Here is a 12797-nt window from a genome sequence, read left to right as displayed (position 1 = left end):
TGTTGGTCGCCGCGACTGTGACCGAGCGGGATATGGGACTCATGCCGTGTACCAAGGGGCTGGGGGAGGGGCGGTGCCGGCGTGCGTGGCCGCGATGCAATCGCGCATATAGGTGCCCGCCACGATCGGTTGCAGCAATCCGGCGAGCGCGGCGGTGTGGTCACGCCAGCCCTGTAAGTGGGCCGGATCCGCCGCGATCTTCGCGATCGAACGGGCCAGCGCTCCCGCATCTCCGGGCGGGAACGTGTCACCGCAACCATTCTGCGCGACCATGGCGGCAGCGCCCACCATGTCCGATGCGAGAACCGGCACGCCTGCGCCGATCGCTTCGTTCACGACAACGGCCCAACCATCATACAGGCTGGGCACCACGAGCAGGTCGTGCGCAGCGAGCGCTGCTCCTACCGCCCCGAAGGGCAGACGACCGCCATATCGCACCCGTTCTCCCTCAAGAGCCGCGCCTGCCGCCGGAGCGCCGCCATATAGCGTTAGCGTTGCCCCGCATGCGACCATTTCGGGTCTGTCGAATGCAGCAACGAGGGTATCGACGCCTTTGCGCTCGATGAACGACCCGAGATACGCGACCTTCAATCCGCCGCTCGCCACGGGCCGAGCTTGTGGAGCGGGATCCAGCGGTACGAAATAGCCGAACGGAAAAATCCGATCCGTCGCGATGCCCATGCGTCGATATTGCCGGACGCCCGCCGGGGAAATCGCAAACACGCCGCTCAGCCGCCCGCGCAGCAACTGACCATAGAGGCCATATAGGCGAGGGCGCAGGAAGGTCTTGACCCGTTCCTTCCACCGCGGCGCATCGGCCAGATATCCCGTCGCGACCGGGGAGTAGGGTTCGGAAATGAGATAGGTTTCGAGCTTGTGCCACAACGCCAGTCCAAGCGCGATATTTTGACGCGACCGCTCGAATGGGCTCCCGAAGATATGGATGCTGTCGCGTTCTTCCCGAAGGATTGCCCGAATACGGGCCTGCCAATCCTGATCGGGCAGGATTTCAACCGGCACGACCGATGCGGCATCGGTTGTCCATCCCTGATCGCGGCGAGCCGCAATATCGGGTGCGCAGGCGATGACACGCAAGGAAGCCTGAGCGGCATCGGCCAGTCCCCGCAGCGTGTGCGACTGGTGGGCGGTCAGCACGGGTTGCCAACAGCAGATGCGCATTATGCCGTCCCGCCGTAGAGGAAGTTGCTCAACGTTCGCCCGACGGCATGATAGGATAGATTTTCGATCATGCGCCGTTGCCCTGCCATGGCCAGTTGAAGAACGGTCGCACGATCGGTCGCGGCTCGGCGGATGCAGGCCACTAGTTCGTTGGGATCGGTGGTTTCCAGATACCAGGCCGCATCACCGAACACCGCTTTCACATCGCTGATGTCGGTGGCAATAAGCGCCAGTCCGTTTTCGGCGATCTCGACCGTCTTGGACGGAAATGTCGTTTCGGACACGCCACCGCCAACCGGCTTCAGCGACAGTCCGACATGCGCACGGCCCAGCAACGCGGCATAGCCTGCGGCATCGAGCCGTCCATGGATCCGGACATCGGGACACGCGCCGTCTTCGAAACGGCGCAATGCATCGATACCGGGGCCCGCTCCGGCGATTTCAAAGCGCAGCTGATCGAACGCTGGATCGCGCAGCGCGCGCATCTGCTCCAGAGCTGCCTCGAACTGCGTCTGTCCGGTGTCCTGATTGATGAACCCGGCCAGCATGACGCACAGCGGCCCGTCCGCGAAACGTTCGGGGCGGATCGCCACGGGCTCGGGTACCGCGCCGTAGCAGGTTTGGACCGGCCGAATGGGCGTTCCCTGCGCCAGGCGCGTCGTGGCCAGGATCGCGCCATGGGTTGCATAGCGTGCAAATGCCGCCGAGGCATCGGTCCCACGCCGCGAATAGGCGGCCTCGCTGGCCGAAAGCGGGCCATCCTCGATGTCGACCGATATGGCGGCGCGACGCAGCGTCAGCGCGTGCAACGCTGGCAGGTAAAGCGACATCTGATTGTAGAAGAGATGGCGGACCCCGCGCGAGCGATGCGCCACCCGCCACGCGAACCAGGCGAGCCACAACGCACTGAGCAGTTGGGACGCGACGGGGACGTCCCACAAAGGCCCGTAAACCACGGGCACACCACCGACCCGCGTTATGCCGCCGCGATGGAACCGACCACCACGACCGGGACCGCGCGCCATGCTGACCACTATCGCGCGCGCGCCCGCGGTCCTTAGCGCCCGGCCCATGGCGAGGATCTTGCGCGTCGCGGCCGGGCTGTCGGTGACGATCCCGCGCCGAACCCGCACCGCCTCGGGCAGGGCGTTGGAATAGAAGAACACGATACGTCGATCGCGGCGGTCCATCACTTATCCTTCCAGCACGCGCTTGACTGCAGCTGGAACACCCGCGGCAAGAACATTGGGGGGCAGAGGCCCGACGACGACCGCGCCCGCAGCGACGATGGTCCCCGCGCCGATGGTCGCCCCCCCCAGCACGGTGCAGCGGGCTCCGATCCAGCAGCCGTCGCCGATCGTGATCGGCAACGCCTTTTCCGTGCCCGCCCGACGCGAGGCGGGGCCCAAATCATGGCTGCCGGTCACGAAGCTGACCTCATGACCGATGTCGCATCGCTCGCCGATCACGATCGTTGCGGCCGGATGCGAATAGAAGACACCACGCGGACTGATCCAGCTTCCTCGGCCGATCGTCACGCTTCCCCGCCCGTAGAACCAGCCATCGCCGCACACCCGCGCATCGTCGGCCAGGTCAACTCCCGCCGCGCGTAGCACCGCACGACGGAACCCGAACAGCCGGGTGGGCGGCAGCAGCCGCAAAAGGAACTGGACAAGATGAAGAAACATAGACGCCTTCGCCGTCAGCCCTGCGCGCCCGCCGTCTTGTTGCGCAGCGCAAAGGCGAAGGACAGCAGTGCAATCATCAACAGGAACTGGCCAGTATCCGAAAAGAACGGCAAAAACGGGATGAAGGCGGCGCTAATGATCATCAGGACATTCATCATCACGAAGGCGAAGTTTCCACCAGCGCGTGTGATGCGCCAAATATATTGGCTGCTAAAGCCCTGTACGAACATCACCACGATGCAGCCGACATAGCCAAAGTCCATGATGAAGCTGGACAGTGCCGTCGTCCAGCCAAATCCGATCACGCCCGCGCTCTGGATATACAGGCGCTTCAGGTCGAGCGCGGCTGCGACGCTATGGCCGAAAATGGGCTCCAGCTGTCGCAGCAGGAAGGGGAAGGAGAAGATGCCGTAGAAATGGCGGCCGAAATCGACCCGCATCGAGATGGCGAATAGGGGCGCGGTATGGGTAACGTACAGAATGAATTCGACAATCGTCGATTTCAGGAACGGAACATAGTCAAGGGCGGCGTCCAGCTTCGGAGACAGGTTGGCGTTGAACAAGCGGTACAGGGTGGCGTTGCGATCACCCGCGCCGCCATCACTCGACCGATTGAGCGTGATGAACAGCATGTAGAACGCCCCGGCGCCCCCGATCGCCAGGCGGCTTGACAGACTCGACGCATTGTCGTGGCCGGCCGCGCGCCGACGATAAGTGCGCGTTGCCTCCAGCGCAAGGCAGAACAGAATAAGCTGGAGCACGGCATTGCGCCCGGCCAACGATAACATGTTCAGAAAGATGCCGGATGCCATCGACATGTATAGCGCCGCGCGCCAGGGTCCCATCTCGCTGCGAAAATAAATGCCCAGGCCAAGGCATAGGAAACACGCCCATGTAGTGACTGCCGCGATCCGCGCCCAAACCGTGGCCCCCGTCATGTCGATAACGTCGGCACGCACCGCCGCCAGGTTGGACAGATCGAGACCGCTGGTCACGATGTTAAGCGCGGTCATGATGATCGATATGGCCGCAATGGGCAGGCACCACGTACCGATCCGCCGCCAGCGGGCATAATCGGCCGCGAAATCGATTTGGACCGGACTTGCCGCACTTGGTTGGCCGTAGCGATTGGGAGGTAGCTGGACCATGGCCGCACCGATGAGAAACGCACCGATCGAAGCCGCGATCACGAATAGATAATTATTTCCGGTGAAAACCAGATAGTCGTAGCTGACTATCCCTAAGGCGGTCGGAGCAAGACACACCAGCCATGCGATCAGCAGTGCACGCACCGGCCCGCCCCAACTCCACAAAAGAGCTAGCAGGGCGCCCAGGACGATGACCAGCAGCAGCAACACAGCGTTCAGCCTCGCTTTGCGATAGTGGCGCGCACCATCTTGACAGAAGCAACCAGGGCATTGCCCAGGATCGGTATCTGCCTTGCCCGCGCGGCACCCTCCGATGCGGCGCTCAGCGAATAGCGGATCCGGCCATGCGCGCGTTCGGCCGAGGGATAAGTGCGGACATTGTCATTGTGACGCAGCGGGAATGTCAGCGTGCCTGACGGCGTCCGGACCGCCGGGTTCAGCCGGTCGTAACCCGATGTGTGCGTGGCATCGCCGTCGAAGCCGATATTGGTAATCTGCGACACCCTCGGCACGATGCTCAACCAACCACGCTGCCAACAGGTCAGCATCCACTGGAAATCCCAGCAATCCGCCAGCCGACCATCATAGGTGACATCGAAAAGATGAGTCCAATAGTCGATAAACGCAGGGGTGGCGCCGGGCAGGCGGGCCAGCTCGCCCCGATCGCGCCACGCCGGCCAGTCCGCCATGTCGAGATCGACCTGCGACCATGCGCGGCGCCAGGTCGCCCAGCCCCAGATATCGGCATATTTGGAAAACCAGTAATCCCGGTCTGGTACGGGAGACGGCACGAATGCGGATCCGCAGATCTGCGCGATCCGTTCGTCATCGCGGAACCGCTCGAGTAACTCATCGCAATATTGAAAGAAGCTTTCCGCAGGCAGGCAGTCGTCTTCGAGGATGATACCTTCGCTCTCGTGCGAGAAGAACCAGTCGATGGCGCTGGCTGGTCCTTCGCGACATCCCACATTCCGTTCGCGGAAGAGCGTCTTGACCTCGCATTCCCAGTCGATCGTCGCGGTCAGTGCCCTCACGGCGGCAATGTTGGTGACGTCGTCGGCACGCCCGGCGCGCGGTCCGTCGGAGGCGATATAGATCCTGGACGGACGGACGCCCCGCAGTGCCTCGATCACCCGCTTCGTGGGTTCCGGGCGGTTGAAGGTTATCAGCAGTATCGCGCTTCGCATCAAGACGGCCTTCATCAGTCATGTCCGGCAAGAGGCTGCTGCCCCGTGCCACAAGCGTTCTCGGTTCGCCAACCGCCTAGCGCCCGCTCCTCTTTGGTCAGCGCAGAATGAATGCCTTCGCCTGCAACAGGAACAAGGACCGGGTACGCCCGAACACCGCATTCAGCAATACGGCAGATACCGCCTGACTTGCCACCAGCGACATCGATGCCCCGACCAAGCCATAGCGTGGTATCAGCAGCAGGTTAAAGACGATCCCGACAATGGCTCCTGCCACGGCCTGATACAGGCCGTAGCGAATATGGCCGGTGTTGATGAACCACGGGTTCGCGCCGACCCCCATGGCAACGAATACCCCCGCCCACACCTGGATCGACAACGGCAGCGCAGCCGCGGCATAGGCCGGTCCGAAGAGGATATTCAGAATGAAACCGGAGAAGAGCGAGATGAAGAGCGCCGCAGGGACCGACATTAGGATCAACAGCCTCAGCAGACGGCCTAGACTGCGTTCATATTGTTCCAGTGAAACCTGATATTGCTGTGTCAGGCTGGGCATTGCGGCCGCGATGATCGACACGGGTACGAAATACCAGAGTTCCGAGATCCGCGTCGCTACCGAATAAACGCCGAGATCGCGATCACCCAGCAGGGATGCAATCGCGAATTGATCGACACGCATATAGATACCGATGGTCAGCAGCCGCAGGGCGAGCGGAAAGCTTTCGCGCAGCAGGAAGCGCGACTCGTCCCGGTCCCATGCGCCAAGATCGAGTTCCAGGTCGTAACGCCGTCCCTGGAACCAGGCCAGCGTATACACGAACGCGATTTCCAGCGAGAAAAGTGCCGCAAAGGTTATGACGTCAAAATCCAGCATGACCGCCGCGACGCGGATCAGCCCGAAAACGCCGGTGCTGATCATCCGCATAGTCGAGATCGCACCGACCCGATTGAGCGACTGAAAGCGGCTTTCGACTGTGTCAAATGCTTGAGGAATGAAGGACAGGCCGTATGCAATCACTACGAGGAGTGTCGTGGAATCGCTGCCACGCAGAATGAAGGCGAGCAGCGTCATAACGACCAGTGACACGATCGCCAGAAGCATCCGCAATCGCAAGGCGGTGGCGAGCACCACCGCAGGTGAACGCTCGGCCTTGGCGAATTCGCGCACCAAGATATCGGGCAAGCCGAAGGTTGCGAGCGGCATCACCATCGTCAGCAGCATCTGGCCAAGGCTGAGCAAGCCGAACCGGTCTGGTCCCAGGTGGCGGGCAATAAGAATACCGACCACGAAACTGATGCCTAGCCTGAACACGCGGTCGGACACCAGCCACCCGGCGTTGACTGCAACGATACGACGCCTGCTCAAGAATATGCTCCATGCTTGCGTAGCGGATCGTACCGCACGCCGGAAATTGTGGTTCGACGGGACAGCATCGTTCAGGGGGTGCCCGAATTCGTGACAGTACGCGCGATTGTTCTCCGCGCGGCCGTTATCCGGGAATTGGCTGCATAGCCGGTAATATCGACCGCGCCGACATCGTCCCCCAGCTGGAAATCGATCACCGCCTGAGAGAGGCCGAATGTCTCGAACCGGATATCATGGACATTCCAGGGCACAGACGGGACCGCCCAGGTCGATGCCATCAACACGGGTTGCCGGTTGCCGCTTCGATCATAGCCGAGCAGCGTCGTGCCATCGCCGACGACATAGTTGCCCCCGAAAGAATTGATCGAACGGAAATAGGACACATTGGCGGGCGCATCGAGGAAGTGGACGATGTTGTCGCGCCCGAAAACCTCAAAATGCGGTGCATTCCAGGTGACGGGGCCGTTGAAGACGGTGCCGTCGGGCCGATAGGTTGCCAGCCGCGACCCGTTCGCCTCGCCCGTGATGACCGTGCACCCTTGCATCACATAGGCGGCCGATTCGGCGAACAGCAGCGGGGCCGCCATGGGGAAGGGGGCGTAGAATTCACAGTCCGTCATGACATTGTCTGTATTGGAACTGGCGACTGGGCGAAGCGTCGCGCGAGTGCGCACCGGAACGGCTTGAGGCCGGTTGGACGTCGCAAAGCAGCGATGGCGCGATGCAGTGTTGACATTCTCGAAGCGCGACATCGTCCAGGACGTACTTTCCGCCGCGATCGAGACGACCGAAGCGACGCGATAATTGCCGCTGATCAGGACGTCGAAGAAGCGATTGCCGTTACAATTCGGGCTGGCCTCCGTACGGCACAGATAGATGGCGGCCTGCGATTCATGAGCGGCCGACAGGAACTGGATCGACTGGACCATCATGTTGTTGCGTCCGGCAGCATTCAGCAGGACCGCCCCTGGTCCCGCCGGACGGATCGACGTGGCAAAGCGCCCCTCACCGACGATCGAGAGGGCCTTGGAAAATTGCGCGGGGTCGCTGTTCGTCGCATCGATTTCGCTGACGGGGTAGGCGCCACGCGGAAAGAACAGCGTGCCCCCGCTCGGTTGAGCCAGAACGGCACGGACCGCCGCATTGATATATGGCGCCAAATCCTCGGCGCAGCGCTCGGCACGGATCGTGGCATGAAGCCGTTCCGGGATAAAGTCCAAGACCGACGTCGCACTAGCGGCTAGCAGCGCCAGCCAGGGATGGGACGCAGCCTTGTCGAACGTCCCGGGACCAGTCGCGGTCGAGGCCGAGACCGATCCGGCAAGCAGCCCGCCTAGTATCTGTCGCCGAACGAGTTCGCTCATGCGCCGGCCTGCGGGTCGGACAGCAGCGCGCGATATTGCGCGACGATGCGCGGCAAGGTGTATTGGGGTTCGAGTGCGCGACGCGCGTTCAAACCGCGGGTCGCTGCCTCGGTACGGCCATCCGGTCCGGCCAGGTGGCGGATCAGTGCCTCAAGGCCATCGGCATCGCCCGACGCAAGCTGCCACCCGGCGTCGTTCTCGACCACGGTGCGCGACAGTTCGGCATCGGCATCGGCGATCGCGACGATCGGCACGCCAGCGGCCATCACATTGTACATGCGGCTCGGCACCGACACCCCGTTCATTGCGGGCTTGAACGCGATAACCGTCGCATCGGAACAGGCAAGCATGGCATTCAACCGTTCGCGCGGTTGCCGCGGCAGATAGCGCAGGTTCGCGCCCCCGCGCGCTGCAACCGTCCCCGCCTGCCCGCCATAGCCGACGAAAAGGAACACGACATGCGGTAGGTCCTCGACACGTCGCGCGACGTCCAGAAGCAGTTCGACATCGTGGGTCCGACCGATATTGCCCGAAAACTGAATGACGAAGCGGTCAACCAGACCATGCTCGATCGCAAAGGGATTTTCGGCGCGGACGATAGGACGGATTTCGTCGACGTCGCCCCAATTGGGAATGATGGTCGTTGCCGCGCGACCATGGCCTGCAGCGACCTTGCGATCGATCAGCGACTGCATGTCGCGTCCGAGGACCACGATCCTGTCGAACCAGCCCAGCGTGCGATTGAAGAATGCCCCTGCGATACGCCACGCGGTCCCGCTCGGCTTCATCATGCCCGTAGCCGCCAGCACTTCGGGATAGACGTCATGCACCAGCAGATAGCTGCGAACGCCGCGCAGCCGGGCGATCAGCGCCAGAATGGGCGGCAAGGTGGGCGGGTTGGTGACAATCAGCATCCGGTCGCCGCGTCGCAATCGCACTAGGGCGAAGACAGAGGCGGCAACCGCCAGCGTCAACGCATTGACGGTCCGCAGAACGAGCCGATCCTTGTTGAAATGGGTGGCGTGCATCCGGTGGATGACCGTCCCATGCCGCTCTTCGGTACGGACGACGGCGATGCCCCGTTCGCTATAGCTCGGCTTGCCGCAGATGACCTGCACATCGAACACATCGGCCAGGCCTTCGGCAATCTCGGTCAGGAAATAGCCAGTCGATGTCTGTTCGGGATAATAAAGTTCGGACACGACCCACAGGCGTGGCTTCGGCATCGGCTCGCTCGCATCATTCGGTCAGAGGGGGGCGATCGCCGCAATATCACGATATAATCGCGACGACAGGCCATAGCGTATGGCGGCGTTGTCACTATCCGCCAAAGCGCTGTCGGCGAACAGTCGGCTACCGATACTAGGGGCAAGGCGTTCGACCAGTGTGGTCACGGCCCGTCCGAGCGGTAGGCGGCGAAGTCCGGGGCGTACCTGAGCGACACCGGAATAGGTGAACGGGGATGGATCCGCCGCAAGCACCACATGGGTTTTCGGTGCGTCGATAAGCTGAAGCACGACCTGCGCCGATAGGTCGACACCGATCATGGCGCGTCGCACATCGACCGCAGGAACCGGCAAAATACCCAGGCGCGACCACAGGCCGATCAATTGTTCGAGCTTCCCTCGTGTCCGCCCGCCATAAACCAAGGGGAGACGCAAAAGCGTCACGTCGAAATCGGGCGTCGCAAGATCGCGGAGTGCGCGATCCGCGGCGAGCTTGGATCGACCATAATCCCCGGTTGGCCGCTCGGTGGTCGTCCGATCGATCGTCCGCGCGGCCCCATAAACCGAAAATGAGGAAATATGGATCATGTGCCGCACACCGGCATCCCTTGCGGCACGGGCGATCGCGAGCGGGGTGGCGACATTGACCTGCTCAAGGGTCGCCGCATCGCCCTCGCTCGTGCCGACGCAGTTGACGACGCATCGCCGGCTGGCAAAGCAGGTCGGCGGGACATCGGCATAATCGGCGACAAGGATTTCATTGTTGCGCCCCGTGGGCCTTCGTGTGACGCATGCAGCCCGGTCGCCCAGATGATCGGCGAGAAGGGCGGCAATCCGGCTGCCGCCACCAATCACCAGGATTTCCGCATCCGGCCTCATCCTTGCCGCTATAGTCGGGCATTGGCGTAATAACAGCCCTTTCCCTCAACTGCGCGACCGAATATTGCGCAATAGGGATTAGGGGGCAGGAGCCATCGTGAAACGGACCATCGATCTGACTTTGGCAATAATGACGGCGATTGTCCTGATGCCGGTCGCCCTGGCAATCGCGATTGCTGTCCGCTGGACGTCTGCTGGTCCGGCTCTCTACTGGTCCGATCGTGTCGGTCGGGACGGACGCATCTTCCGCATGCCCAAGTTTCGGACCATGCGTGTCGGTACTCCGGCGCTGGCCACCCATCTGATGCAGGACGCCCGTGCGGCTCTGACCCCGATCGGCGGTTTCCTGCGCCGGACAAGCCTGGACGAGATCCCGCAATTGTGGAGCGTCCTTCGTGGGGAAATGAGCTTTGTCGGACCGCGTCCCGCCTTGTTCAATCAGGACGACCTGATCTCTTTGCGCGAGAAGGCCGGCGTCAACGCGCTGCGCCCCGGGATTACCGGATGGGCGCAGATCAACGGACGCGACGAACTGTCTATCCCGGTTAAGGTCGCCTATGATCGTGAATATCTGGAGCGGCACTCCCTAGTGATGGACTTAGCCATAATCCTGAAGACTGCCGCAAGGCTTCTGGGCGATAAAAGCGTGACACATTGATTGTCCAGGTAGAAATCGAACGAAGCTATATGTATTTTTTAGGATAAAGTCACCGTGGCTGTATCGGTTTCCGAGCGTATTCTTGCCTTGCCGCGCCCTGCTAAAAAGCTGATCGTGTTAGCCGGTGACGCATTGCTCTGCGCGACAAGCGTCCATGTCGCTTATTATCTGCGAACGAACGAGTGGGCGCCGCTTTTCGGTCCCACGGCCTACGCGGTCGTCACCGCCATCTTGCTCGCCCTACCGATCTTCATCGGCCTGGGGCTGTATCGTGCTATTTTCCGTTATACGGGAAATGCCGCGATGCTCACCATCACCAAAGCGGTCGCGATCTATTCGATTCCTTATATCCTGATCTATACTTATATCGGCATTCCCGGCGTGCCACGCACGCTCGGGTTGTTACAGCCTATCGTCTTGCTGCTTATGGTCGTGGGATTTCGTGCGACCGCTGGTGGATGGTTGGGGCACAGTTATCGCAGTGGCGACGCCGGCCGAAGCACGGCCAAGGACATGCCGCGAGTGTTGATCTACGGCGCCGGTTTTTCGGGCAGGCAGGTTGCATCGGCTCTTCAGCTCAGCGGTCAGGTCCATGTCCTCGGCTTTGTGGACGACGATCGTTCACTGTGGAAAGCGACGATCAACGGCAAGAGGGTCTATTCGCCGACCGAAATTGATTTCCTGCGTGATCGTAAGGGGGCGACCGACGTCCTGCTGGCCATCAACAAGGCAAGCCGTGCCCGACGAAACGAGATCATTGCTCAGTTGAAACGGTCCGGAATGCATGTCCGCGCCGTTCCAGGCGTCGATCAGCTGGCAACCGGCAGCGTATCCTTCAGCGACCTCAAGGAGTTGGAGATCGAGGATCTACTCGGCCGCGCGCCGATCCCGCCGGACCAGGGGCTGCTGCGTCGGAACATCACCGGCAAAGTCGTGCTGGTGACGGGTGCGGGCGGGTCGATCGGCAGCGAGATCTGCCGACAGATCGCACGCCTGTCGCCGGAAATTCTTCTTATCGTCGATTCCAGCGAATATAATCTATATGCGATTCACCAGGAATTGCTCCGCAGCATGGCTGCGGGCACGGCAAACGCCCATCACCTGGTTCCGCTACTGGCGACCGTGCGCGATTACCGCAGGATCGATGAGATCATCGCGACGTGGCGGCCCTATACCATCTATCACGCTGCGGCTTATAAGCATGTGCCGCTGGTCGAGCATAATATTCTCGAAGGGCTTGCCAACAATGTTCTCGGCACGCTGAATGTCGCCACCGCGGCACGCGTGCACGACGTCGCGAGCTTCGTTCTCATCAGCACGGACAAGGCAGTCCGGCCGACCAATGTGATGGGCGCGACGAAGCGGCTCGCCGAAATTATCATCCAGGCGCTTCATGCCGACGGGACGGCCGGACAATTTTGCATGGTACGGTTCGGCAATGTCCTGGGGTCGAGCGGGTCGGTTGTTCCCTTATTCCGCAGTCAGATTGCCGCGGGCGGACCAATCACGATCACCGATCCCGAGATTACGCGCTATTTCATGACTATTCCCGAAGCTGCGCAGCTTGTGATCCAGGCCGGTGCGATGGCGCAGGGGGGCGATGTGTTCGTGCTCGACATGGGCGAGCCGGTGCGGATCGTTGACCTTGCCCGTTCGATGATCGAACTGTCCGGGCTGCGTGTCCGAGAGGAAGGGTCGGTCGATGGCGATATTGCGATCGAGTATGTCGGGCTGCGGCCAGGTGAAAAACTGTATGAGGAGTTGTTGATCGGCAACAGCCCCAGTCCTTCGGGGCATGCGCGCATCCTGCGTGCGAACGAACCCTTTATCAACTGGAACATATTGCGCGACGAAATCGCAGAGCTTCAGCAGATGATCGAATGTGGAGAACCGGAGGCAGCACGCGAGTTGCTACTGAAACTCGTCGTGGAGTTCAGCCCTACCAGTCCGCTCGTCGACTTCGTCACCCTACGCCAGGAAGAGAACAGGGCCGGCTTGCCCCCCTGTTGAGCGCCACGGGGTCGGGGGGGGGGGGGGGGGGGGGGCCCCCCCCCCCCCCCCCCCCCCCGCCCCCACAACAAAACCCCGAACGCGGAAGAAGA

General features: G+C 61.8%; 11 protein-coding genes. 2 read left to right on the top strand and 9 right to left on the bottom strand.

Annotated elements, in window-relative coordinates; all coding sequences use genetic code 11:
* Positions 1 to 39: 39 nt before the first annotated feature.
* From ACP7A3_RS17845 to ACP7A3_RS17805, 9 genes are all read right to left on the bottom strand, one after another.
* A complete protein-coding gene (locus ACP7A3_RS17845) occupies positions 40 to 1155 on the bottom strand; it encodes a glycosyltransferase family 4 protein (protein WP_426256775.1) in 1116 nt (371 codons plus the stop codon).
* 23 nt (positions 1156 to 1178) lie between these two features.
* Positions 1179 to 2204: a glycosyltransferase family protein gene (locus ACP7A3_RS17840; protein WP_426256776.1), complete on the bottom strand. Its 1026-nt coding sequence runs from the start codon at positions 2202 to 2204 to the stop codon at positions 1179 to 1181.
* A 168-nt stretch (positions 2205 to 2372) separates the two neighbouring features.
* Entirely contained in the window at positions 2373 to 2867 is a 495-nt protein-coding gene (locus tag ACP7A3_RS17835) for an acyltransferase (protein ID WP_426256777.1), read from the bottom strand.
* Between the two features lie 14 nt (positions 2868 to 2881).
* Entirely contained in the window at positions 2882 to 4225 is a 1344-nt protein-coding gene (locus ACP7A3_RS17830) for a hypothetical protein (RefSeq protein WP_426256778.1), read from the bottom strand.
* A 5-nt stretch (positions 4226 to 4230) separates the two neighbouring features.
* Entirely contained in the window at positions 4231 to 5217 is a 987-nt protein-coding gene (locus ACP7A3_RS17825) for a hypothetical protein (protein ID WP_426256779.1), read from the bottom strand.
* A gap of 82 nt (positions 5218 to 5299) precedes the next feature.
* On the bottom strand, positions 5300 to 6568 hold the full coding sequence (locus ACP7A3_RS17820) for a flippase (protein WP_279333288.1): 1269 nt from the start codon (positions 6566 to 6568) through the stop codon (positions 5300 to 5302).
* 71 nt (positions 6569 to 6639) lie between these two features.
* The gene (locus tag ACP7A3_RS17815) at positions 6640 to 7932 is read right to left on the bottom strand and encodes a hypothetical protein (protein ID WP_426256780.1); all 1293 of its coding nucleotides are present in this window, start codon (positions 7930 to 7932) and stop codon (positions 6640 to 6642) included.
* The gene (locus ACP7A3_RS17810) at positions 7929 to 9158 is read right to left on the bottom strand and encodes a glycosyltransferase family 4 protein (protein WP_426256781.1); all 1230 of its coding nucleotides are present in this window, start codon (positions 9156 to 9158) and stop codon (positions 7929 to 7931) included. Before ACP7A3_RS17810 ends, ACP7A3_RS17815 begins: the two co-directional genes overlap by 4 nt.
* A 21-nt stretch (positions 9159 to 9179) precedes the next feature.
* The gene (locus ACP7A3_RS17805; RefSeq protein WP_426256782.1) at positions 9180 to 10037 is read right to left on the bottom strand and encodes an NAD-dependent epimerase/dehydratase family protein; all 858 of its coding nucleotides are present in this window, start codon (positions 10035 to 10037) and stop codon (positions 9180 to 9182) included.
* 97 nt (positions 10038 to 10134) lie between these two features.
* Between ACP7A3_RS17805 and ACP7A3_RS17800 the strand changes: the two genes are divergently transcribed.
* Both ACP7A3_RS17800 and ACP7A3_RS17795 read left to right on the top strand, forming a co-directional pair.
* Complete coding sequence (locus ACP7A3_RS17800; protein ID WP_426256783.1) at positions 10135 to 10695, top strand: sugar transferase; 561 nt, start codon at positions 10135 to 10137, stop codon at positions 10693 to 10695.
* 54 nt (positions 10696 to 10749) lie between these two features.
* Positions 10750 to 12705: a polysaccharide biosynthesis protein gene (locus ACP7A3_RS17795; protein ID WP_426256784.1), complete on the top strand. Its 1956-nt coding sequence runs from the start codon at positions 10750 to 10752 to the stop codon at positions 12703 to 12705.
* The last annotated feature ends 92 nt before the right edge of the window (positions 12706 to 12797 follow it).

The sequence above is a fragment of the Sphingomonas sp. DC5200-1 genome (assembly GCF_049897245.1).
GTDB classification, from domain to species: Bacteria; Pseudomonadota; Alphaproteobacteria; order Sphingomonadales; family Sphingomonadaceae; genus Sphingomonas; species Sphingomonas aquatilis.
Note: the sequence above shows the minus strand (reverse complement) of the source record. Positions and strands in the feature narration are given on the sequence as shown.

Excerpts from the sequence above, each read along its gene's own strand:
- ACP7A3_RS17835 (WP_426256777.1), bottom strand. The coding sequence starts at position 2,867 with ATGTTTCTTCATCTTGTCCAGTTCCTTTTGCGGCTGCTGCCGCCCACC.
- ACP7A3_RS17810 (WP_426256781.1), bottom strand. The coding sequence starts at position 9,158 with ATGCCGAAGCCACGCCTGTGGGTCGTGTCCGAACTTTATTATCCCGAA.
- ACP7A3_RS17805 (WP_426256782.1), bottom strand. The coding sequence starts at position 10,037 with ATGAGGCCGGATGCGGAAATCCTGGTGATTGGTGGCGGCAGCCGGATT.
- ACP7A3_RS17825 (WP_426256779.1), bottom strand. The coding sequence starts at position 5,217 with ATGAAGGCCGTCTTGATGCGAAGCGCGATACTGCTGATAACCTTCAAC.
- ACP7A3_RS17840 (WP_426256776.1), bottom strand. The coding sequence starts at position 2,204 with ATGGCGCGCGGTCCCGGTCGTGGTGGTCGGTTCCATCGCGGCGGCATA.
- ACP7A3_RS17815 (WP_426256780.1), bottom strand. The coding sequence starts at position 7,932 with ATGAGCGAACTCGTTCGGCGACAGATACTAGGCGGGCTGCTTGCCGGA.